This window comes from Anabaena sp. CCY 9613, assembly GCF_963920895.1.
In the GTDB taxonomy this organism is placed as follows: domain Bacteria; phylum Cyanobacteriota; class Cyanobacteriia; order Cyanobacteriales; family Nostocaceae; genus Cyanocohniella.
Window position 1 is genome coordinate 281263 of record NZ_CAWUDE010000001.1, and the last position, 24606, is coordinate 305868.

At 39.1% G+C, this 24606-nt stretch carries 14 protein-coding genes; 7 read left to right on the forward strand and 7 right to left on the reverse strand.

Features of this window, described 5'->3' with window-relative positions; translation table 11 throughout:
* Window positions 1–603 precede the first annotated feature (603 nt).
* Window positions 604–2028 (reverse strand): sensor histidine kinase, encoded by a 1425-nt coding sequence (locus tag ACM0OT_RS01220; protein WP_414562015.1) that lies wholly within the window; start codon window positions 2026–2028, stop codon window positions 604–606.
* Window positions 2029–2123: 95 nt separating this feature from the next.
* Between ACM0OT_RS01220 and ACM0OT_RS01225 the strand changes: the two genes are divergently transcribed.
* Window positions 2124–2342 (forward strand): 2-oxoisovalerate dehydrogenase E1 subunit beta, encoded by a 219-nt coding sequence (locus ACM0OT_RS01225; protein ID WP_414562017.1) that lies wholly within the window; start codon window positions 2124–2126, stop codon window positions 2340–2342.
* A 593-nt stretch (window positions 2343–2935) separates the two neighbouring features.
* Window positions 2936–5884, forward strand: coding sequence for a hypothetical protein (locus tag ACM0OT_RS01230; RefSeq protein ID WP_414562238.1), 2949 nt, complete (start codon window positions 2936–2938; stop codon window positions 5882–5884).
* A gap of 540 nt (window positions 5885–6424) precedes the next feature.
* On the opposite strand, the gene ACM0OT_RS01235 is transcribed toward ACM0OT_RS01230, so the two are convergent.
* From ACM0OT_RS01235 to ACM0OT_RS01245, 3 genes are all read right to left on the reverse strand, one after another.
* Window positions 6425–6862: a hypothetical protein gene (locus ACM0OT_RS01235; protein WP_414562018.1), complete on the reverse strand. Its 438-nt coding sequence runs from the start codon at window positions 6860–6862 to the stop codon at window positions 6425–6427.
* Window positions 6863–7490: 628 nt separating this feature from the next.
* Entirely contained in the window at window positions 7491–7919 is a 429-nt protein-coding gene (locus ACM0OT_RS01240) for a hypothetical protein (RefSeq protein WP_414562020.1), read from the reverse strand.
* Between the two features lie 333 nt (window positions 7920–8252).
* The gene (locus ACM0OT_RS01245; RefSeq protein ID WP_414562021.1) at window positions 8253–8687 is read right to left on the reverse strand and encodes a hypothetical protein; all 435 of its coding nucleotides are present in this window, start codon (window positions 8685–8687) and stop codon (window positions 8253–8255) included.
* A 633-nt stretch (window positions 8688–9320) separates the two neighbouring features.
* Here ACM0OT_RS01245 and ACM0OT_RS01250 point away from each other — a divergent pair.
* The 3 genes from ACM0OT_RS01250 to ACM0OT_RS01260 all read left to right on the forward strand — a co-directional run bounded on the left by ACM0OT_RS01250 (window position 9321) and on the right by ACM0OT_RS01260 (window position 19572).
* Window positions 9321–16682, forward strand: coding sequence for a DUF4347 domain-containing protein (locus ACM0OT_RS01250; protein WP_414562023.1), 7362 nt, complete (start codon window positions 9321–9323; stop codon window positions 16680–16682).
* Window positions 16683–16771: 89 nt separating this feature from the next.
* Window positions 16772–19003 carry a polyphosphate kinase 1 gene (gene ppk1 / locus ACM0OT_RS01255; RefSeq protein WP_414562024.1) on the forward strand — a complete coding sequence of 744 codons (2232 nt, stop codon included), beginning with the start codon at window positions 16772–16774 and terminating at the stop codon, window positions 19001–19003.
* 158 nt (window positions 19004–19161) lie between these two features.
* Window positions 19162–19572, forward strand: a complete 411-nt coding sequence (locus ACM0OT_RS01260; protein ID WP_414562026.1) for a response regulator transcription factor — start codon at window positions 19162–19164, stop codon at window positions 19570–19572.
* Window positions 19573–19725: 153 nt separating this feature from the next.
* Here the strand turns inward: ACM0OT_RS01260 and ACM0OT_RS01265 are convergent, their stop codons facing one another.
* On the reverse strand, window positions 19726–19908 hold the full coding sequence (locus tag ACM0OT_RS01265; RefSeq protein ID WP_414562028.1) for a hypothetical protein: 183 nt from the start codon (window positions 19906–19908) through the stop codon (window positions 19726–19728).
* A gap of 479 nt (window positions 19909–20387) precedes the next feature.
* On the opposite strand from ACM0OT_RS01265, the gene ACM0OT_RS01270 reads away from it, so the two are divergent.
* Window positions 20388–20942 (forward strand): DUF2854 domain-containing protein, encoded by a 555-nt coding sequence (locus ACM0OT_RS01270; protein ID WP_414562030.1) that lies wholly within the window; start codon window positions 20388–20390, stop codon window positions 20940–20942.
* 135 nt (window positions 20943–21077) lie between these two features.
* Here ACM0OT_RS01270 and ACM0OT_RS01275 read toward each other — a convergent pair whose 3' ends face one another.
* Complete coding sequence (locus tag ACM0OT_RS01275; RefSeq protein WP_414543038.1) at window positions 21078–21338, reverse strand: chlororespiratory reduction protein 7; 261 nt, start codon at window positions 21336–21338, stop codon at window positions 21078–21080.
* 901 nt (window positions 21339–22239) lie between these two features.
* Between ACM0OT_RS01275 and ACM0OT_RS01280 the strand changes: the two genes are divergently transcribed.
* Entirely contained in the window at window positions 22240–23262 is a 1023-nt protein-coding gene (locus tag ACM0OT_RS01280; RefSeq protein ID WP_414562032.1) for a diguanylate cyclase domain-containing protein, read from the forward strand.
* A gap of 53 nt (window positions 23263–23315) precedes the next feature.
* On the opposite strand, the gene ACM0OT_RS01285 is transcribed toward ACM0OT_RS01280, so the two are convergent.
* Complete coding sequence (locus tag ACM0OT_RS01285; RefSeq protein ID WP_414562034.1) at window positions 23316–24521, reverse strand: histidine kinase; 1206 nt, start codon at window positions 24519–24521, stop codon at window positions 23316–23318.
* Window positions 24522–24606 lie beyond the last annotated feature (85 nt).

Consider the following 24606-nt stretch of genomic DNA (forward strand, 5'->3'; position numbering starts at 1 on the left):
TAATCAAATGCGGTAATGGCCCATCTTCTGCACCATAAGTATTGGCAATTCTCATGTCAAATTCTTGTGGATTAATAAAGTCAGGCACATCGTTTTGAGTACCGTAAGCATTACCTGTAAACTCAGCATTAATATAATTTCGTTGATTCAAATAATCTAAATGACCTAAAAATTCGGCTGGTGTTAATTTATGCCCAGCTAAATCGGCTTCATTAAACCGGACTTCGTGCATTCCTCGTCCGGTATCATTAATTTTTTTGAGTAAAAGATAGGCTATATCTTTTCTAATACTAATTGGCATTTAAACCTCCAATTTTTGTCCAGCCAGGCTAAATCTGACATTTTATATAACTACCCAATGACGTATAAAAAGTAGAAATATTTTGTTGGCGCTCATAAATAGCAGATATACAAACTAAATTCAACTACAAATATTGCTATTGTAGAAACTCTGCCCGCATAGTTGAAATTAGTTCAAATGTTCCTAGATTTTGAATCTGAGAACAATTTTATTCAAGCTTCATTTAAGCGCTACACTATTTAAATTAGTATGTACAGTTGTTAATTTGCATCTGTCAGAGGAAACAAATGGTAAATAAAAAATTAAGACTCAAGACTTATTGGTAAGGTGACAATAAAAGTAGTACCTCTGCCAAGATGACTTTCTACTTGAATTTGACCTTGGTGATGTTCGACAATAGCGTGAGCGATCGCTAGTCCCAATCCTGAACCTGTAGAACTTGCTGTAGCTACATTTCGAGTTTTATGGGTACGCGCCGGATCTACACGATAAAAGCGATCAAATAAGCGTGGTAGGGCTTCGGCGGGAATACCCACACCAGTATCACTCACTTTAATTTGCAACTGGGCTGTGCTGTAACGTATTTTAGACACGCGATTGGTTCCTTCTAAACGCACCAATTCCACATGTACCTGTCCACAGCTTGGGGTGTATTGCAAAGCATTACCAATCAAATTTGTAAATAGCCGCACTAGTTGATCCCATTTACCCATGAGCGTGAACCAATTTTCTAGTAACTCAGGGCTAGCTTCCAAGGTGGGAGGATCAATTAAATCAAAAGTAAGATTAATTTGTTTTTCTAGGGCTAACAGTTGTTGTTCTTCCACCACTTCCATCAGCAAAGCATCCATAGGACAAGGTGAAAAAACATCTTTGCTAATACCACTATCTTGTCTGGCTAAAAATAATAAATCATTAACTAACTTACCCAAGCGTTGCGTTAGCCTTTCTACCACCTTTAACTGTTGCCGATAGTTAACAGAAGTGGTAACGTCTGTGTGTGCTAACTCCAAATCAGCTAAAGCAACTTGCACATTAGTTTGAATCAATGTAATGGGACTTCTGAGTTCGTGAGAAGCATCAGCTGTAAATTGTTTGAGACGTTGGTAAGATTCGCCCACAGGTTCCATCGCTTTACCCGAAAGAAACCAGCCACTGGCGGCGACAGAAAGTACCATGAACCAAGTCCCCAAGGCCAAATCAATAATCAACTGGCGACTAGGTTTAGTCACTTCAAACCAGGGATGACTGACACGCAGATATCCTAATACTTGCCGTCCCACCTCCACCCGTTGGGTCACCTGTCGCAGTAAAAGTGGAGAATCCTGAATCTCTCCATCTCCCCACCTTTCTTGCTTAACTACGCGCACAGTTTCACCAAGGCGGTTCCCATGAATGGGAATATTCAAGGGTTCCGATAGGGTTGACCAAAGTAACTCACCAGTGGAACTAAACCATTCCAGGTCAATGTGATCATCTTCTACAGTGCCGGCGTTATCACGAAAGCTGGATTCTACATTAATGCGAAATTGTTCGGTATCGGCATCAACTGGCTCAATTACCAAAGAGCGCTCGACTATTTCCACTACATGATTTAGGGTATCATCAACACGTTCAATTAATGTGCTGCGGACATATAAATACACCCCACTGGCAAAGAGTAGAAGTAAGACAGCAGTGACGGCGGTGTACCAGATAGCAAGACGGCGGCGAGTAGATTGAAACATTTGGCAATGCAGAGAAAATCTGATGTTCTCAAAGTAAATCTTTTTGAATGGTAAATTATGATTGAAGTAAATAATTTGATGTCAGTTGGGAAATAGTGAACAATACAGCAACGGAAATCGTATTTTTAATTGAAGAAGACCCAGAGGGTGGTTACACCGCAAAAGCTTTGGGTGAATCGATTTTTACGCAAGCTGATGATATTGCTAGCTTCAAAGAAATGTTACGTGATGCGGTACGCTGTCATTTTCCTGATGAAGCAAATCGACCAAAAGTGATTGAGCTGATATTTAACAGCATCAATACAATATTTTAGGGCGATCGCTCCACAATCTAGCCTACATGATCGAATATCTCCTCAACTTATTTTTATTATTAGTATTTAGTATAAATAACGACGAGGTGTACAACCGTATACATAATACAGCGGTTAACAGCCTATATATAGATAGCAAGACATTAACGAGTCCTTAATGCATATTTTTTGACTTTATTACTTAAATTTAACATAAATTGATTACGTATTATTACGTTTACCTTGAAGCTTTATTCTGTAATTCCAGTGTTCTTGCTGAGGTTTAATTGAGACACAAGAATTACACTCTGGTTGCAGTAAATTTACTTGAGATTATTCTAGTCTTTATCGCTAGTTGATAAACATCGACTTTCTTTAGCGATATATATCGGTATGCATAAAAATTACTGTCTAATACATTTCCATCAACTAACTACTAACAAGATGGTTTAGATCACTAAGGTTAGTAACCTATTCAAAGCAGTATTGATCAATCAGTTCATTAATTAACAGATCATAAGTAAACTTTTGAATTTTGTCTTTTTACTAGAAAGTCTAGTATTTATTTGACGAAATAGCAAAGTTTAGCTGAGAAAAATATCAATTTAAAAGTGATGAGACTAAGGAACAAATTAAGCTTATTTTGGCTGTGCTTTCTATCTTGTGCGATTATTACAAAATTAATATTTCCTCAATTAACAGCACTTGCCTCAGAATTGACTGTCCCAGAAGAAAATGTAAATTTAATCACAGACAATATTATTCAAATAAATGATGACTTACCAGAAGTTGATAAAAGTACTGACGAAACATGGGAGGTGGAACAACATAACAGCGAAAGACAACTGCCACAAGATTTAAAAATTGCTAATTCTAGCTTACCAGAAACAGAAAATATCAATGAATTTAGTAGGATATCTCAGATTATTCCCATTGAAGAATTTCAGGTAGAACCTCCTCAACCAACTGATATAGAAATAGAGTTAGAACCAGAAGAAGATGAAACACCAATTCCAGGCGAACAAGAAGCCAAGCCAGAAACACAACCATATACCCCAAAGCAACAAATACTAATACGACAACTCCGTCAATCCAAAAATACAAGAAAAATCCAACAACAAATAGTTCTTGATGCTTTGACTTTTAGTGCTAACAGATATCCTTTAATTGTTAATCCCACAGATAATTTTACATTTATACCTCAATTGTTTAATCCCAACAAAGATGAAAATTATATAGATACAGATATTAGAATTAGATCCTATGGAGACTATCAGATTATCAATAAATTTACCTATGGTGAATTTCTGAAACCTGATCAGTTTTATTGGGTTATCGATGATAATCGTATCGTCATAGAAACTAAGGGTTCACAAGCAGGTATCGTCGCTCAAGGAAGAGAAACAGATACTTATATTACGCAAGATATGACTTCAGAACAGGGGTTTTGGGGATTGCAATCTCTGTTCAATATACCCACAGACTTTGAAAATTTAACTGGAACAGTTGATACTAATGATTTATCTATTACTTCAATAGCAGGACAATTAATAAATCCTGAAGGTATACCTGCTGGTAGAGTGATTATTAATAGTGGAGTAAACACTGATACTCCTAATGTTACAGTTCTAGAAAATACTACTTCCATGCTTGGTAGTGGTTCTACATTGAGTTCTGAAGGTGGTGATGCTTTATTTCAATATTTAGATTCCATCAATGCTCCTCGGATTCTACAAGGCTTTCCTACAAATAATCTACAACCTATATTAGATGGTGGCAATGTCAGACTTAGAGAAGGTGACATAATTCCTAATAGTGCCTTAGAAGAAGCAGGTATTTTGTGGGGCAATATTTTAACAGGAGAAGGATTTGATTTTACTGCTCCTATTACTTCTTTTCCAGGTGTTAAAATTGCTCAATTAGGCAGATTTGATAACTACGATTTGTTGAATGTCGCAGTTAATCCATTTTTGACTCAGCAAGAAAAAGATTTTCATTATTTGAATTCCTTACAATGGGTATCCTTAGGAAAAAGAGATCCTCAATTTGAAACATTATCTGAAACCCAAACTACTGATAATTGGAAAAGACTTTTTGTTAGTTATCCACACAATCGCACTATTCTCCAATATGATCCAGTAGAAATTAGTGCTACTTACTCCAATCTTTTTTCTAATCCGGGATTATCCATAACAGCTAAATTGACATCTGGCAAAATTGATGTTGTACAATCAGTCAACTCCACTATAGGCTTATTATTAGGTGGAATTTTTGAATATATTGAAATTGACGATATTAACCAAGGTTTAGAAGAAGCTAGAGAAAGATTTGATAATGGAGCAGGGTTTACTCCTCTCAATGCTCCTGCTACACCTTTGCAAAGAAGACAAATTAATAATAGACTTAATCGCACTTTAGCTTACTCTAATACAAGTAGTGGATTAGAGCAGGTTTCTGGAACTTACACTTTACCAAGCAAAATTACTCCTACTAATTCCAGTATTTTGCAAATTAGAACTGGAAATCACAAACGTGCTGTTCAATTTTTAGGAAGAGAAGTTGAAATTTTACAAGAAGGTGATACTTTTTTCTCTGATTTGAGATTGTCTAACGAAAGGTTTGGCCCTTTAACTTATATTGGTAACCCAATTCCTTTAAATAGTACTTCTATTAATCCTATCAATGAGTCTTCTGCTTTAGAAGTAGTTTTGACTAGTCCTCAGGGAGAACAATTTGTACAAAGATTTAACTCGTCAGATAATACAGTAGTACCAATATCTGTACGTTCTGCTGATTTAGCATTCGATTATATAGAACTAGCTAGAGTTGATAGAATAGGTACTAGATTCAGCAATTTTAATGGTTATCTATCTTTACCCACAGTAGAACTACTAGCCGCGGGTTCTTCTGGAGATTTTAATTATAGTGCTAATTTAGGAGCTTGGTTAAATATCAATGCTGACTCGGCTCCAGGCGTTGCTAATAATAATTTAGGCACAAAAGAACCAACATTAGGTTTATACACTAATATCTTACTAAATTATATTAAAACCACAGTTGAGCTAGACGAGAACAATCAACCTTTAGCTCTTAATACACAAATACCATTCCTCAGAATTAACTTAAATAGTGCTTCTAATAGCAATAATCCTAACGCTACTTTTTTAAGTTATGTATATCAGCGTCAAGGCAGAAATTTTGGTTTTAGTCTAGCTCCTGGGATAGCTTTAATTTCAGAGAATAGTAATGGTAATCTTTTGGGTATATTTAATGGTGAATTCAGTACAAGTACTGGCTTGAGTTTCAAATCAAACTTGGAAATAGGTAAAGAAATTTTCTTTCAATTACAAGGTTTACAAAGAGTGAGTACTAATATTTCTCTTGGTGCTTTTATCAAAAATTATAGTATTAATAATCCTGGTTTAAGTACTCGTATTTCTGGGTTTAATTATGGAACTATAATTAGACACAGCTTTCCTCAAAATAGCGTATTTCTAGAAGCACAAATTGGTACAGGAGATAATGGATTTGATCTACAGATCCAAGGTGGTTATCGATTTTAATGATATAACCGGAAACAGGTGATACCAATTCACAAAATATTTGTAATAAACATAGTGGCGCGCCTAGTCTAATTTTTTGAGTTAAATAATCAATGATCATGATTGGATTTTCTTTTTCCATCTGATGAAATCAACATTTTAAGCTTGTCACACCAGTAGTGGACTGAAACGCCTAAAAACCCAACGCTGCCAATGATGTTGGGTTTTTGATGTTATGACACACCAAAGTTTTATTTGTTCATTGGTGCGTCACCGATATAGAGTTGCAACACACCTGATATTTTTAGGACTTAGGCAAAATTCACGTAATTACGTCATAACGTTGGTGTAGCCCCGCAAGATACTATAGCGACGTGATTCGCCTACAACTTTGGGATTACTAGAGCCTTCGGCACGCTACGCGGTAAGCGCAGCCATGTCCATTAGGGCTTACCCTACATGAAGCATGTTGCGAGCGTAGCGTGGCAATGTGATCGCAATAACACATTTTGCTTGCGTAAGTCCTGATTCTTAAAATCTGATCATAGAAAAAACTTTAATTTATTCTAAAGCACCTAAACCTTGTTCACCACCGCCGGCGCGGATAATAGTTACTACATTATCTAAATTATCTAAAGACAGTCCACTATTGAGTAAATTTGCAGTTGCATCAACAAATGGATTTGTACTGCTAGATGCAGTAAATTCCATTCCCCCTGGAGTGATAGTCAAACCTGTGATTGTTTCATCAAGTCCACCTGGTGTACCTCCATAAATAGGTGCAATTTGTACAGATTGACTGTAAGCACCAGCAGGTAAAGCTAATTCACCGCTAACATTGATAAAAGTACCAGAAGTTCTTACCAACGAAGCTGCACCACGAACAGTTGCTTGCTGTGCATTAACTGGTGTTACCAAAACATTGCCCAGACTGACTAATCCCAGTAGGTAAATGCTGAACTGAAATGTTATGGATAATTGATTAGATAAGGTATTCATGATTAATTCACTTCTCAAGTTTTACGCCTACCGAGATTCACTAATATCTTTTGCTTTTGTATGCAAAGACAGTGAATATACTTAGGTAGACAAAATATAAAATTCTTGAAGAAAGAACTTTGTTAAACATGAACATTTTTTAGGTAACAAAAACGACCTAAATCTCTGTTGCTTATGGGGTAAGAGTTTCAGTTGATATATTTAGAATTAATTTTGGCAATTTGGCAGAAAATTTACATTAGTGTATAAAATAAGCAGTTTTTACATTGATGATCTTTAAAGAAATTTCAAATAAAAAACACACTAAAATTTTTATATGAAAAGCCTCTTGCTGGCTAATTATGAAAGAATTGATAAAGTCTGAAAAAATAAAAGTTTGTATTCAGCTGCTCTAGCCCTATAAAATCCTGTAAAAAGAGCGATAAATCCCTCACTACGAACAAAATTTTTTGGATATTTAATTAAGTTTACTTGCTTAAGTGAAGTACAAATGTTGAAGACTGACATTAATAGGAATAATTGCAAAAATAAATAGAGGGAGTAGACATAGCGCTGCTATACCCACCCCCTATGATATATCGATTTATTCAACTATTCTGTAAGTACTTACAAGACTCTAAAACTTAATCTACTCTAGACCACCTAAGCCATTAACACCAGCACCAGCACGGATGATAGCAGCTTGAGCGCCAATGTCACCAGCACCAGTAGCAGCAATTAAAGCATCAGCGGCGGCTTGGAGGAATGGATTGTCAACTCCGAGTAGAGCATCAACATTAATGCCACCTGGGGTTACCATGATGTCAGTGATGGTCTCATCGTCAGCTGCTGATGTACCCGCATAGTTAGCACCCACCATTAAAGCACCAGTGAAGTATGCGTTCTCAGGTAAAGTTAATTCACCACTAACACTTACAGAAGCACCAGAAGCTCTAACGAGAGTAACAGCACCACGAGCAGCAGCTTCAGCATTTGCTGGGGCAGAAAGCATGGAACTCACGCCAATGAAACCTAGCAGACAGATGCTGCCTTTGATGATTGTAGATAACTTAGTCATAATTTAAAGACTCCTCAGTTTTTCGCGTTTCCCGCGTTTTGCGTTTTCAATATAACTCTGCGTTTTTGGTCTGTTCACAGTAATTTCACTGAAATTCAGGCAAATCTTTACGGTTATATATCGAAATATTTGATACTAAATGGGTGCCATGAAAAATCTAAAATTGATCAACTCATCAGTCAAAATAAGTTATGAACAAAATCCTGCAATGTCTTGGCAAAAAGCTAGAGATTAAAATCCCCAACCTCTACCTTTCGGTAAGCCACCTTACGGGTGTCTATAAGAAGTCGGGGCTATTTTAGTTGATATTTTTGGTTTAGTTAAAAATTGAACTTACTCTAAACCGCCTAAACCATTAACACCGGCACCAGCGCGAATAATAGCTGCTTGTGCGCCAATGTCACCAGAAGCAGCAGTTAAAGCATCAGCTGCGGCTTGGAGGAAAGGATTGTTAGCACCGACTAGGTTACTATTATTAATCCCTCCTGGAGTAATGGTCACAGAACTTAATTGCTCATTGTCACTAGCTGAGGTGAAACTTGTAGTATCACCATAACTAGCTCCTACTTGTAGCGCACCAGTAAAATATGCGTTATTAGGCAAAGTTAACTCACCGCTAACACTGACAGAAGCACCCGAAGCTCTCACCAGCGTAATAGCACCACGAGCAGCAGCTTCTGCATTGGCTGGGGCTATTAAAATATTACCAACACCAACCAAACCTAGTAGACAAATGCTGCCTTTGATGATTGCAGATAATTTAGTCATTATTTGAAAGACTCCTTAAGTTGTTCGCATTTGCGTTTCTAATATAACTCTGTCTTACTGCTTAATTTTTCAGTGCATCTACTGTCATATAGCAATCTTCAATAAGTAATGAATAGACATATCCCTAACTTTTAGCCTCCATTACCATAATCAGGGCTTTGAGCATCTCAGGGTTTGCATTCAAGCTAATATTTTTCAGTAATAGTACTGTAGTGTTTCTTCTATATAGAGTATAAAAATTAAATACTCTCAATTTCTTGTTGCTCTCCAAAGTACAGGATATTTGGGTCTTACTTAGTTATCTCAAGATAAGGAATATTACGAATCTCTTGAAAAAATAGTAATTAACTAACGAGTGCAATGCTGACAACGAGGCCGCAAGGATAATCTTGTCAGTTGACAGATTCGAGAAAAAGTAAAAGTACAACTTTAGGACTTACGCACTCGCCACAAAAATCAAGGCTTTGAGATTGCTACTCTGCGAGAAGCCGCTCCGCGTCTACCCTACGGTCGCAATGACGGAAATACGTGGTTGTTTACGTAAGTCCTGAACTTATCAATTTATTTGAGTCAATAAGTCTTTGATTTGGCTCAAATTTTTATTTACTACTTACACTAATTTATTTGAAATCTATGGAACTACTAGTAAATAGAATCTCTAAGAATAAATCTACTTCGGCTACCAATTTGCAAAATTCAAGTGTTAGAAAACATATAGAAACCACACCTATAGATATTGTTTTTATAGATGCGGCAGTTTCAGATTACCAAAGTTTGATTGCTGGAATTACTTTAGGCAGTCAAGTTGTTGTGCTTGATTCCAAACTAGATGGGATCACCCAAATTACTGAAGCTTTGCAAGGGGGCAAATATAAATCAATTCACATTGTCTCTCATGGTAGTGAAGGTAGTTTGCAATTGGGAGCAACGCAACTTAATCATGAGAATTTGGCAACTTATACCCAGCAATTACAGCAGTGGATAAGTGCTTTAACGGATGATGCCGACATTCTTCTATATGGTTGTAATGTGGCATCTGGGCAACAAGGGATAGCATTTATTAAGCAATTACATCTTTTAACAGGGGCGAATATTGCGGCTTCTAAAAACCTAACGGGTAGTGCAGCTTTAGGAGGAGATTGGCAACTTCAAGCATCCGTTGGTGCAATTACAACCCAGCTTGCGTTTCTTCCTTCGACTATGGCTGGTTATAGCGGTATTTTTGCTACCTTTATTGTCACTAACACCAATGACAGTGGATCTGGTTCCTTACGGCAAGCAATTTTGGATGCTAATGCTAACTCAGGTACTGACACTATTAACTTCAGTATTCCTGGCAGTGGTGTACAGACTATTAACCTTACATCAGAATTACCAACGATTACAGGTACTGTAATTATTGATGGTTACAGCCAAACAGGAGCATCACAGAACACTTTAGCAACAGGTAATAATGCTGCTTTACGAATTGAATTGAATGGCAGTGGTGCTGGCAGTGGTGTACATGGTATGACGCTAGGTTCAGGTTCTGATGGCAGCACTATTCAAGGCTTAATTATTAATCGTTTTGATAGTACCAGTTCATTTGGTGCGGGTATATACGTGTTAAGTTCTAGTGCTGGCAATACTATTCGCGGTAATTTCATTGGTACTGATGCGACAGGTACTGCTGATTTAGGTAATACAAACGATGGTATCCAAATTCAGTCTGCAAATAACATTATCGGTGGAAGTAATCCAGGCGATCGCAATCTTATTTCTGGCAACAATCGTCTTGGTATTTTCATTGTTGGTAGTAGTGCCACCAATAACCAAGTTCGTGGTAACTATATTGGTACTGATGCGACAGCTACTGCTGATTTAGGTAATTCAGCTAGTGGTATCGAAATCCAATCTGCCAATAATATCATTGGTGGAAGTAATTCAGGCGATCGCAATCTTATTTCCGGGAATAACCTTTTTGGTGTAGTTATCAGTGGTATTAATGCTACAAATAACCAAGTGCATGGTAACTATATTGGTACTGATGTATTTGGTACTAGTGCATTAGGTAATACACAAGATGGTATCCTAATTCAGTCTGCAAATAACATCATTGGTGGAAGTAATCCAGGCGATCGCAATCTTATTTCCGGAAATAATTTGGCTGGTATATGGATAAATGGTAGTGGTGCTACTAATAACCAAGTTCGCGGTAATTATATTGGTACTGATGTTTCAGGTGTTGGAGCATTAGGTAATAAGGCAGATGCTGGAATATGGATTGACGAAAGTGCAAACAATAATATTATTGGTGGTACACTTGCTGGACAAGGAAATATTATTGCATTCAATACAGGTAGGGGAGTAAGAGTTACTTCAGGTACTGGCAATCAAACTGTAGGAAATAATATCTTTGCCAATACTACCTTAGGTATTGATTTAGGTGGTGTTGGTATAACTGCCAACGATACTGGTGATACTGACACTGGAGCCAATAACTTACAAAACTTCCCTGTCCTTAATTCTGTTGTAGGCAATACCGTCAGTGGCTTTCTCAACAGTACTCCTAATACCAACTTCCGAATTGAATTTTTTGCCAATAGCACTTATGATCCTTCTGGAGCGGGAGAAGGCGAACTCTTTATTGGTTTTGTAAATGTAACTACTGATGGTAGTGGTAATGCTGCCATTAATTATACTTACACGCCAGTCAGTGGCAAGTCATTACTAACAGCCACTGCAACCAATCTGACAACTGGTGATACTTCCGAATTTTCGCTGCAAAATCAAGCTCCAATTAATACTGTCCCTGTAACTACCACCACTAACGAAGATACAGCCTTTGTTTTTTCTGGAGCTAATAAAATTTCAGTTGCTGATGTTGATTCTGGTAGTAACATCATCCAAATCACATTAACTGCTACCAATGGGATATTAACTCTCAATAACACTACAGGCATCAGTTTTGCTACTGGTAGTAACGATAGTAGCAGTATGACCTTTACAGGTTCAGTTGTAAATGTAAATACTGCCCTTGATAATCTACGTTTCACACCTAATACTGATTTTAATGGCACTGCGAGTGTGCAAGTTGTCACTAATGATCAAGCAGCATTAGAATTAGGCGGAGCTAGGAGCGATACAGATAACATCACTATCATTATTAATCCTGTCAACGATGCTCCTGTATTAAACAACACTGTTAATGCCACTTTATCTGCTATCGATGAAGATGTTACCAACATTGTCAATGTCGGCACTAAAGTTTCTAATTTAATAAGCGGTTTAATTACCGATGTCGATGGAGATCCAAAAGCTATAGCTGTCACTGGTGTTGATAACACTAACGGTATATGGCAATACTCCATTAATGGCGGCGGAAACTGGACTAATTTTGGTACAATTTCAGATAGTTCGGCTGTTGTATTAGGTGCTAACCCACTTTATACTGCTGGGCTTGGTACTGCACCTAATACTCAAGGCTGGCTGTCATTTAATAACCCCGCAGGAGCAACTCAAAGCTTTAGTACTAGTGGCACTATTTTAAACACTACTGCTAACAGTGCTATTTATGCAGGTTATAGCAATTACAACTTGTTGGGACAAATGGTAAATACCAATTTCCCGGCATTAGATCGTACTGGTGGCTATAGCTTATCGTTTAATTTGCAACTCTTACAGGAATCGCGCACCAATTCTAACCGAGCAGGATTTAGTATTATTGCCATTAGTAGTGATGGTACGCGAGGAATTGAATTAGGCTTCCAACTCCTAACTCCTTCAACAGGTAATATTTTTGCCCAAGGGGATGGTATTACGTCTAACCCCGGAGGACAAACCAATGGCATGTTCTTAGCAGCAGAAAACGTGTCATTTAATACGAATCAATCAACGGACTATAAGCTTTTTGTCCAAGGGGATGTATACAAATTATTTGCTAATGATGTAGAGATTCTAACGGGGCCACTACGAGATTATACAAGCTGGGAATCTCCTAATCCTGCTTTAATTCCTGACCCCTATGGATTACCAAACTTTATCTTTTTAGGAGATGATACAACTTCTGCCCAAGCAAGTTTTAACCTCAGTCAAGTTGTAGTTCAAAACGATACACGCATTCGTTTTATACCCAACGCTAACTATAACGGCACTGCTGATATTACTTTCCGCGCTTGGGATACTACCAATGGCATTGCTAACGGTGCAACGGATGTAAATGTTTCAGTTAATGGCAACGCCACACCCTTCAGCAGTAATAGCAATACAGCTAGTATTACTGTTAACTCAATCAACGATGCTCCTGTATTAGATAACACTGGTAATCCCACTTTCGCCAGCATTTATCGAAATGAAATCAATAATAATGGCACTCTGATTTCCGCCATGATTGCTACTGGTGCTAGTGGTAATCCTATTACTGATATAGACGCTGGTGCTGTGGAAGGTATTGCTGTCATTGGTGTAAATAATAGCAACGGCACTTGGCAATACTCTATTAATGGCGGCACAAACTGGAATGGCTTTAGTGTTTCTCCTACTTCCGCAACTTTGCTACGAGATACAGCAAGGATTCGCTTTGTTCCCAATGCTGGCTACAAAGGTATAGCTAACATTACCTTTCGCGCTTGGGATGCCTCGGATGGGCTTGCTAGTGGTACTACTGGTATAGATCCTGGTGTTGGTAGCGGTACAAGTGCTTTCAGTACTACGGCGGAAACTGCCAGTATTACTGTCAAAGTCCTCAATGGAGTAGGTATAAGTCCTTATGCGATCGCAGTAGGCGATTTTAACGAAAACGGCATACTCGATTTGGTCACGGCTAACAATTTATCTAATACTATTTCAGTACTGGTAGGCAATGGTGACGGCACATTTCGGCCAGCTACAAACTTTAGTGTAGTCGGTTTTGGTGGTGGTGGTATTAGACCTTATGCGATCGCTGTGGGAGATTTTGACAAAGATGGCGACTTGGATATCGTCACAGCCAACTATAATTCCAATGATGTTTCAGTATTATTTGGCACCCGTCAAAGCGATCCAGCTGGTTTTAGTCCTGCTAGAACTTTTGCAGTCGGAACCCGTCCTAGTGCTGTTGCTGTCGGCGATTTTAATAATGATGGCAATCTTGACCTGGTAACAACAAATACTAACTCTAATAACGTCTCCATTCTTTTAGGAGATGGTAATGGTAACTTTGGCACTGCTAAAAATTTCCTGGTGGGTATCAATCCTCGTTCTGTAACGTTAGGTGACTTTAATAATGATGGCAAGCTTGATTTAGCAGTTGCCAATAGTACTTCCAACAATGTCTCAATTTTACTTGGAAATAGTACTGGCGGTTTTAGTTCATTCGGTAACTTCAGTGTAAGTACAAACCCTTATTCAATTAGCGTTGGCGACTTTAACAATGACGGTAAGCTTGACCTAGTAACAGCAAACAATGGTTCCAATAATATCTCAGTTTTATTGGGTAACAATGATGGTAGTTTTCAAACTGCCCTTAACTTTGATGCTGGGTCAACTCCTACTTCTGTTACAGTCGCTGATTTCAATGATGACGGTGAACTTGATATCGGGGTAGCAAATTCTAATCCCAACTCCGTAACAGTATTATTGGGAGATGGTACCGGTTACTTTGAGAGTCCCATTGATTTTGGTGTAGGGACAGCACCTCTTTCTCTTACCGCAGGCGATTTTAACGGTGATGGCAAAGCCGATTTAGCTACGGCAAATAGTCAATCTGATGATGTTTCAGTCGTACTTACTACTTCACTGACTCCGCCATTAAGATTAATCAACGAAATTCTCTTCGATGTTCCCAGTACAGATACTCCCAACGAATATATTGAACTGCGTGGGACTCCTAACGCTACCCTGCCAAATGGAACTTACTTGGTTGCTGTTGAAGGTAACTTTGGTGGTAACTCAGGTGATATTCAGAATATTTTTGATTTATCTGGCAAACAATTTGGTAGCAATGGCTTTTTAGTTCTGTTGCAAAAGGGTAGTAACTATTCCGTCAGTCCTGGTGCCAATGTTATCACTAATATGGGAACTGGCGCGGGATGGGGAAATGGAACAACCAGTTCTGTTGGTCATAGGGGTGATAGTGGTACCACCACAGAAATAGAAAATGGTTCTGTTACTTTCTTCCTCATACGTTCAGCCATTGCACCTACACTTACAGATGATATTGATACAAATAATGATGGTATTCCTGATAGTGTAGTTTTCTCCAATTGGCAAATTTTAGATTCAGTCTCTGTGTTGGATGGAACATCTGCTAATGACGCAGCCTATGGTGCGATTGTTTTTAGAAAAGGTACAAGCGGTGGTTTGATTCAACCTGGTGCGACAGTTGTTAATGTACCATTGACAGGAACAACAATAGGATATGTCGGGCGATCGGGAGATACCACAGGTTCCGCAGTCTCTGATTGGGTAGCTAGTGCAGTTACTGGTACAGCATCAAACTGGACATTAGGTACTATTAACAACACATCACCTGACTATTTTACTGGACAACCGTTGAATCACATTGGCACAAGTAACTTTGTGCCTCCTGCTAATACAAGTTATGCTATCTCTTCTAGTGCCTCAAACTTAAACGAAGGTAACAGTGGAAGTCAAAATATCACATTCACAGTCACCCGCAGTGGCGATACTAGTATTGCTAATGCCTTGTACTATACGTTTGCAGGAACAGCGACTTTTGGAAGTACGGCTTCTGGCGGCGACTACAACAACATTAGGATTGGGGGCGTGACAAGTGGCTTATCTGGAAATTTATACTTTGCATCTGGGGAAACCACAAAGACAATTACTATGAATGTTTTGGGTGACACAATTTTTGAACCTGACGAAACTATCACTCTCACCCTAAGTCATCCTAACCAAACAACTCCTATAACTCCGGCGACAGTAACCATCCTTAATGACGACAATCAGCCTAGCATCAGAATCATAAATAGAAGTATCAATGAAGCAAATGGTGTGATCAATTTTAATGTCAGCCTGTCTAATAGTAGCAGCGAAGTAACTACAGTTGAATACTATACTAGTGACAATACTGCCATAGCCGGATCTGATTATGTGGCTGTCTCAGGAACTTTAACTTTTGCTCCTGGAGATAGTAATCAAACTATATCCGTGCCAATTATTAACGATTTGATTGCTGAAGATACTGAAACTTTTTTTATCAACATTAGTAATCCTACTAATGCCACCATTGCCACTTCTCAGGCCACTGTTACTATTAACGATAACGATACAGCAGGTTTCACTGTCACTCCCAATAAAGGTTTGGTAACGACTGAAGACGGAGGTACTGCTGACTTTACTATTCAACTAACTAGCCAACCTACATCTGACGTTACTTTAAATCTGAGTAGTTCCAATCCATCTGAAGGTGTTCTTTCCACATCTAGCGTCACTTTTACATCAGCTACCTGGAATACACCGCAAACAATTACAGTCACAGGTGTGAATGACGGGATAGCAGATAACAATATTTTTTACGAAATTACCACTCATGCCGCAGTTAGTAGCGACCCCAAATATAATAATCTCAATCCTGCTGATATTGAAGCCGTTAATATTAGAAGCGGTAATACAATCACTAGCATTATCGTTGGTACATCTAATGCGGATAACCCCTTGCAAGGAACTAGTTCAGATGATCTGATTTTCGGCTTTAAAGGTAATGACGTTCTTGTTGGCGGAGCCGGGAATGATGTACTTTATGGTGGGTTAGGTTTTGATACTCTAACTGGTGGTGCAGGTAACGATATCTTTGTCATTGCCAGAAATCAAGGTAGAGACACCATAACAGACTTCACTATTGGTGAGGATTTAATTGCTTTATTTGGTGGTTTGGCGTTCTCAGACTTATCGTTTACTCCGCGAGCTACTCGCACTGAGATTATAGACAATTCAAATAATCAAGTGCTTGCTTTTGTCAATAATGTTTCATTATCAGATTTGAACAATGCTAGCAATTTCATAATTTACTAACTGGCAGAAAGTTCCACTCAAGGCCACTTTCCTCTACTATATGTAATGTCCCCCAGCTGTGTTAGCTCACTGGCTACCCTGAGATCGTCATGCCGAAATCAAAGAAGAGCGCCAATCCCATTGATTTGCACGATCCGCAATATTACATTAACCGCGAGTTAAGCTGGTTAGAATTTAACAGCAGAGTACTCCACGAAGCCTGCGACTCCCGCACACTACTTTTAGAACGGCTGAAATTTTTAGCAATCTTCAGTGCTAACCTAGATGAGTTCTTTATGGTGCGCGTTGCAGCCTTAAAGCAACAGGTAGAAGCGAAAGTTGCCCAGTTAACTCCCGATGGGCGGACACCGCAACAACAGCTAGACGATATTAGATCAACTCTCAATCCTTTAGTTACAAAACAGCATCAGCAGTTTGACCAAGTACTGCAACCGTTGTTAGTCCAGCATGGCATCCATATTTTGGATTACATTGATTTAAATCAAAAACAGCGGACTTATTTAGATAACTACTTTGAAGAACAAATCTTTCCAGTTCTGACTCCCCTAGCCGTTGACCCTAGCCATCCTTTCCCCTTCATTTCTAATCTCAGCCTGAATTTGGCGGTGGTGGTCAAAAATCCAGATACCGAAGAAGAATATTTTGCCAGAGTCAAAGTCCCCAGCGTACTACCGCGATTTTTGCCTCTACCACCAGAGTTAGGTACTCAAGAAACTGACAAGCCTGTTCACTGGACTGGTGTACCTTTAGAACAGGCGATCGCTCATAACCTGGAGTTTCTATTTCCAGGCATGAATATCCAAGAATATCATCCTTTCCGCATTACCCGTGATGCCGACCTAGCGCTAGAAGAAGATGAAGCAGATGATCTGTTGTTGGCTATTGAACAAGAACTACGCAAACGGCGTATGGGTGGGACACCAGTCAGGCTAGAAATTAAATCCCAAACCCCTGACCCTATACGTTCTCGGTTGTTGCAAGATTTAGATTTAACAGAAAGCGATGTCTATGAAGTCGATGGTCTTTTAGGACTAAAAGATTTAATGTATTTCATGGCATTGCCTTTACCCGAACTCAAAGAACCACCACGTCAGTCTGTAGTTCCTTCACGTCTGCAAAGGCTGAGGGAACCAAGTGTCACCTCAGATGCACTTGAGATGGAAGAAGGTCAAGACTTTTTTGCTGTAATTCGGGAAAAAGATTTACTAGTCCACCATCCCTATCAATCTTTTTCGTCAACCGTGGTGCGCTTTATTACCCATGCAGCCCATGACCCCAATGTGCTGGCTATTAAAATGACCCTTTACCGCACCTCTGGGGACTCGCCCATTGTGAAAGCCCTCATTGCGGCGGCGGAAAATGGTAAGCAAGTGTCTGTGTTGGTGGAACTCAAGGCCCGATTTGATGAAGAAAATAATATTTATTGGGCTAGGAGTTTAGAAAGAGTCGGTGTACATGTAGTCTATGGGTTAGTAGGCCTGAAAACCCATTGCAAAACTATCATGGTAGTGCGGCGAGAAAAAGACCGGATGCGCCGCTATATACACATTGGTACTGGCAACTATAATCCCAAAACAGCACGACTATATACCGATTTAGGATTGTTTAGCTGTCGTGAAGAATTGGGTGCTGACATTACAGATTTATTTAATTTTTTAACAGGCTATTCTCGGCAAAAATCTTATAGAGAAGTGCTAGTTGCACCTGTGAATATGCGCGATCGCTTTTTGGCATTAATTCAACGCGAAGTTGAAAATGTCCAAAATGGATTGACCGGGCGCATTGTGGCTAAAATGAACTCCCTTGTCGATCCACAAATTATCGCCACTTTATACGAGGCTTCCCGCGCTGGAGTCCAAATTGATCTGATTATTCGAGGTATTTGTTGTTTACGTCCAGGACTTCCAGAAATCAGTGAAAATATTCGCGTCATCAGTATTATTGGACGCTTCTTGGAACACTCTCGTATTTATTATTTCCACAACAACGGGCAAGAAGAAATATATATCGGTAGCGCTGATTGGATGCGCCGCAATTTAGATCGTCGCGTCGAAGTTATTACCCCAATTAAAGACCCAGATATTGCTAAAGATTTGCAAGAAATTTTGGGAATCATGTTAGCAGATAATCGTCAAGCATGGGAGTTACAATCCGATGGCAGTTATATACAAAGACGACCCTCTGATAGCTTACCTGGCGAAGATATAGAAGCGCCAGAAACTAACTCACAACATATGTTGATGAATATGGCCTTACGTTCAACTAATCTAGCTGCTAACCTGATTGATGCCAAGAAAAGTTACTTTTATACAGATAATTAGTTCAATGGAGTTTTCTTTAGAAAACTTTAATGTTTTTACAACTTTTTTCTGGAATTGCTATGAGTAAAGTCAATTTATTCAACCATAAGATAGAGTGATTGCTGGTACTTATTCCCATACACTGTAAGGAATGTCGTATTTTGATTTCATTTTGTTAAATGTTGACGTTTCCTTGTGAGTTTACTACCTTGCGTGTTTTAGTGGTTGATGATCACGAACTTACACGTTTAACCCTACAATTAGCTTTTTCTGGACAAGAAAACCTGCAAGTAGTAGGTTCAGCTGCTAATGGTCAAGAAGCGATAGAAATGGTTAAACGTTGCCATCCTGATGTAATTGTTCTGGATTTACAAATGCCTATCATGGATGGTTGGAGTGCTTCTAGTCATATCAAAGCCATATCTCCCAATACCCAGATACTGGCTTATTCTTCAATGGAAGATGCGAGTTGTGCTGGAACTAAGCCCATGCCTAATTTTGACGATTTTTGCAAAAAAGACGTCTCAACCAGTGAACTTATTGCCTTGGTGAGGAAGTTAGGAGAACGTGCAGGAGATAATTTTAAATAGAAAATTAATTATGCTACTAATTGCTGGTAAATTAACCAGGCTGACTTCAAGTCCGGAATATAGAAAATATTTATAGAATAATTCGCGTCAGCATAACCGTTATTTAGCGGTAGTACTGACGCATCTGTATATTTTGGCGAAGTTTAGTTGGGTTTAATTAGTGTCTGTCTCCGGAATAGTACGTCTAAATTCATCTATCAAATCATCGAGTTCTTCCAAAGCCTGATTGACATCAACTCTCAAAGTTCCCAAATTTGGCTGTTCCAAAAGGTTCAGCAGGTATTGACGCTTACTTTCAACTACGGCAATTCTTTCTTTTATAGTCTGTAGATCCATTATTTTTTTCAACCTTAAAATATCCTCAAATTTAAAGTTAACTCAAAATGGAGTGGCGATGGGGGACGAGGGGACAAGGAGAAATTACCGAGTGGCTTATCTCCCTCATCTCCTCACTCTCTAATTTGTGACCAATAAACGATGATAATAAAACTAAGGAATGCGGATTTAATAAAATACATAACCTCACCCTCAACCCCCCTTAGTAAGGCTACTGTGTACACACAAATGATTCAAAATTCCTCCAAACCCTTTTTGTAGGGTGTGTTGTCGCGTAGCGCAACGCACCATCCTCAATTCTCGGTGCTACCAGTTAAAAACAAACGGGCGAATTTTCCAGCCTTGTCTGTACACCGTAGTTTCGTAAGGAGAGGGGAGACGTTGATGCAAGTCCCAGGAGGGGTAAGGTCAAAAACCAGATTTGTATGTTATTTAATTCAAATTCCTAAGATGTTAAGAATTTATAAAATCCTAGGCTCATGTTACGCAAAATTTCTTTGGGGACGATTGGTTTAAGCATCGGTAGCATATTAACCATTGTTGGTTTTGTTGCTTATGCTGCTGATAATGCCACACTCAATCTTGTGGGTTTTTTTTACGGGTTTCCGCTATTGCTGGGAGGATTAGCACTCAAAGCTAATGAAATTAAGCCCATACCCTTTAGCGAAACTACTACGCCATCAGTATTAAGCTTGCGGGAGCAGCAAGCAACTATCACTCAAAATAAAATTCGTAAGGACATAACCCGATATTGCTATGGTCAAGATGCTCATTTAGATGCAGCGCTCTCTTATTTGGGTTTGAGTCCCAGTGATGAAGAAAGACCAGTAGTTACAGGTTTAAGAGAAGCAGAAATTGGTGGGGCTTACGCCTTGATTTTAGAATTTGATTCGCCGCTGATCTCAATTGATGCTTGGCAAGAAAAGCAGGAAAAAATGACTAAATATTTTGGACCGGGAGTAGATGTCAAAATAACGCAGGTTGGGGAAGATCAGATTGAGTTAATGTTGATTGGGACTCAAAAGGCTGATTAGGTTTCAGGTAACAAGAAACTGGGATTAGGTATGCGTGGTGGGCGTGTCATCACGCCCCTTGGGAGTGCAGACTTCCGTAGATAGGTTCAATCGGTTTGAGAGTTCAGGCGATCGCCTGGTATTTATTTGGTATTTCTACTTTTCTAATCTGACTGCGTACCACTGCAAATATTTGCCGGGGCCAACATCTAACTCGCAACTGGTGTCAATTAAATATTGGGCTTGTGCTTCCACTGAATCAAAATCTTGTAAATATGTAGGCAAGTTTTGATTACTCATCGTTTGCAAAACCAACTTTAACTTTGCAAATAATTCCTCTACTGTGAGAAATTGTTCTGGTTGGTTAGTTTCTAGGACAACAAAATTATCTTGTTGATACATTAGTGGGTCTGGCATTTAGAAAAATTCTCAATAAAATTTAAAAATTTTGTACTACTTTAGGTAGTATACTGATTTTTCTGGGCAATAGTCACCTGCTTTATGTAAGTCAGATCAATAATATATATTTGAAATCAGAATTTTTACTTAATCTAAAGTTTAAAAAATAGACTTGATCATAAAGTTTATTCTTAGCTTGATATTAACCATATAACTTGTATGTAATTATGCCAAATATCAATTTAGTGGATGTTTCCTTTGAAAATGCATTGGTTGCAATCGGATAACCACAGGATTGAGTATTGGCTATACTTTTAGGTTATTGTGGATATTTGATTTTTCTGCTCAGTTGGTGTCTAAAGTAACAGCAGAAGTCAAGAATTAAGCCTTACATTTGAAGTTTTAGACAATGTTGTAAGAAGACTTTGTTACCAGGGAAAGATAAGAGTAGCAATTCGTCATAAACTTTTAGCCAAAAAATTTAGCCATTACCTGTGCATTGTAAATAAATTAACTATGCAACCTATTTATCTTCATTTTTCTTCGCTTAATCCGCAGCAACTTACTTTTATCTCATCACATGGGGATGAAATCATTGCTGTTGCTCATTTTCATCAAAAGCTGTGGGTGGAGAAAATCACCAGTACCGCAAGGTGGAAATCAAGAGTTGTCAGTCATCAGTGCTAAAAATAAGCGATTGATGACAAAAAAACTGATTTTTCTGGCAATCTGGCAGAAATCGAGCCACTCTTGTAGCGACAACAAATATGATGATTATTTGCTTTTTTCACAAATAGCTTTTTAAATCAAATTCTCACTATTCTCAAAAACGCTCATTCTCAAGTGATGTCGCCATGAGCGCCAGGTTTTTTCCCATTTCCTACTACCCGATACTCTCATTTTCAGTGGAACGCAATTCATGTCAGGCATAAGCCCATTTTCTTTACCTAAGCAACCTCCGGTGATTCTGGTGGCTGATGATGACAAGACCATCCGAGTATTGTTGCGTGAAGCTATGGAACAAGAAGGTTATCGAGTGGTCGAAGTTACCGACGGTAAACAGTGTTTAGATGCTTATGAAACCGTCAAACCAGATATAGTTTTACTAGATGCGATGATGCCCGTGATGGATGGTTTCACTTGCTGTAAGCAATTGCTACAAATTGCCAAAAACAATTTAATTTCAGCACTAGCCAGTCTGGATACTGAATCTGCTGTAGGCAATACGATGATTTCCAAAATATGGGAACGCACCCCCATATTAATGATTACAAGTTTAGATGACGAGGAATCAGTAGACCGTGCTTTTGATGCTGGAGCCACAGATTACCTCACCAAACCCATTCATTGGGCGGTGTTGCGCCAACGGTTACGACGACTGTTGCAACAAGCACAAGTTTACAAACAGTTAGAGGCAGCAAATCTCGCTTTGCAGCATCTCGCCAATGTGGATGGATTAACTGGACTAGCTAATCGTCGCCGCTTTGATGATTATTTAAATACGCAGTGGATTAATCTAGCACAGAAACAATCTCCTCTATCCCTAATTTTATGTGACATTGATTTTTTTAAATTGTATAACGATTATTATGGTCATCCAGCCGGAGATATTTGTATTCGTGAAGTGGGTACTGTTTTAAGTCATAAGGCACAAAGAAATCAAGATTTAGTAGCCCGTTATGGTGGTGAAGAGTTTGCCGTGATTATGCCTAATACTCATGCATCTGGTGCATTTTATGTGGCCAAAGAAATACAAACTGGAGTTAGAGATTTGCAAATATCTCATGATCAGTCTGCTGTCAGTCAGTGCATCACCTTGAGTATGGGAGTCGCCACTATTATTCCCACCTGGGAAACTTCGCCTGGCGATTTAATTTTGGCTGCGGATAAGGCGCTGTACCAAGCAAAAGAACAGGGGCGTGACCGGATTATGCTGAAGTGATGAGGGAAGGAATTATTTTTTTTCTTGTCCCTACTCCCCACTCCCTACTCCTACTAAGATGGATAAACTGGCAAAGTAAAGTGAAACCATGCGCCGCCATTGGGGGCAGAATCCACCCAAATTTGGCCGTAATGCGCTCGAATGATGCGTTGGCATAAACAAAGACCAATTCCATAACCATCTTTACCTTGATCGCGTTGTAGTCGGAAGTGGTTTTCAAAAATACGATCGCGGTTTTCTATAGGAATGCCAGGGCCGGTGTCACCAATACTGAATTGCACTTTTTGGGTGGTGCGGTGCAATCCGGCAATGCTAATTGTGCCACCTTCTGGTGTGTATTTAATAGCATTATCTAGTAAATTTACTAAGACTTGGCGTACACGCTCTGGATCGGCATATACGCAAGGTAAATCCTTGGGAATATCTGTTTCAATCTTTTGTGATTTAGCAATATAGCGATCGCGCAATTCTTCCAAGACATCCAAGCAGAGGTTGCCAATCACCATTTTTTCCGGTATAATTGGTAACTCTGTATCATTGCCCCGCCCTACCTGCAACAAATCAGCGATCATGCGGTCAATTGTTTTAGTTTGACTACGGGCTTGTTTTAACAAATGTGCTGTCATGGCTGGTTTGAGCCGCTGAAACTCACCAGTCTCTATATTGTAGTTAGATTGCAGAGTTTCAATAGCGATCGCGGCAGCTGTTAGCGGATTACGGAGGTCATGGGCTAGCATCGCGATCACGCGGTCTTTAAATTGTAGTTGCTCTTGAAGTTTTTCTTTTTCTTGCTTTAATCGAAAAACTTCGTCTGACAGCTTGATCAATTCCGCAGAGACAGCCACAGAACGGATGGTTGCTTTAGGGGATAAAACCCGATTATTGTCATCTATCCGGTCTTCTAGGTCTTCTTGCAATTTTAAGTAAGCATCTACAGCAGCTTGCCAGCGAGGCCACCAGTTTTTTAATTGGGCAATGATATTACTCCCAGCAATGATTTGTCTGGGTTCTGGGTGGATTTTGATTAAGGCTGGCGTTGCTATCAACTTAAAGTGTTCTGCCAAATAAGGTTGTTGCCCGACATCGATAATTTGAAGTTCAAAGTTATACTCAGCCTGCAATTCTTTTAAGTAAGCACGGATACGCTGTACCTGTTGCCGAGACTTTGGTCGTCCATCGACAAAGAGCAAAAACTGGAGTGGAGCCTCAGAATAAATAGGCTGATCCTGGGAAACTTGCATGTAATCGTGTTTCAGCACTGGTAACAACCTGGCGACGCTTCGCTTAACAGAAAGTAGAATGGACTGACGATTGTCGATGGTCGTTGTTTTTCTTCAATTTAAT

Bases quoted from the DNA above. Each gene is read 5' to 3' on its own strand.
- ACM0OT_RS01220 (WP_414562015.1), bottom strand. From the start codon at position 2,028: ATGTTTCAATCTACTCGCCGCCGTCTTGCTATCTGGTACACCGCCGTC.
- ACM0OT_RS01230 (WP_414562238.1), top strand. From the start codon at position 2,936: ATGAGACTAAGGAACAAATTAAGCTTATTTTGGCTGTGCTTTCTATCT.
- ACM0OT_RS01235 (WP_414562018.1), bottom strand. From the start codon at position 6,862: ATGAATACCTTATCTAATCAATTATCCATAACATTTCAGTTCAGCATT.
- ACM0OT_RS01240 (WP_414562020.1), bottom strand. From the start codon at position 7,919: ATGACTAAGTTATCTACAATCATCAAAGGCAGCATCTGTCTGCTAGGT.
- ACM0OT_RS01245 (WP_414562021.1), bottom strand. From the start codon at position 8,687: ATGACTAAATTATCTGCAATCATCAAAGGCAGCATTTGTCTACTAGGT.
- ACM0OT_RS01250 (WP_414562023.1), top strand. From the start codon at position 9,321: ATGGAACTACTAGTAAATAGAATCTCTAAGAATAAATCTACTTCGGCT.
- ppk1 (WP_414562024.1), top strand. From the start codon at position 16,772: ATGCCGAAATCAAAGAAGAGCGCCAATCCCATTGATTTGCACGATCCG.
- ACM0OT_RS01260 (WP_414562026.1), top strand. From the start codon at position 19,162: ATGTTGACGTTTCCTTGTGAGTTTACTACCTTGCGTGTTTTAGTGGTT.
- ACM0OT_RS01265 (WP_414562028.1), bottom strand. From the start codon at position 19,908: ATGGATCTACAGACTATAAAAGAAAGAATTGCCGTAGTTGAAAGTAAG.
- ACM0OT_RS01270 (WP_414562030.1), top strand. From the start codon at position 20,388: ATGTTACGCAAAATTTCTTTGGGGACGATTGGTTTAAGCATCGGTAGC.
- ACM0OT_RS01275 (WP_414543038.1), bottom strand. From the start codon at position 21,338: ATGCCAGACCCACTAATGTATCAACAAGATAATTTTGTTGTCCTAGAA.
- ACM0OT_RS01280 (WP_414562032.1), top strand. From the start codon at position 22,240: ATGTCAGGCATAAGCCCATTTTCTTTACCTAAGCAACCTCCGGTGATT.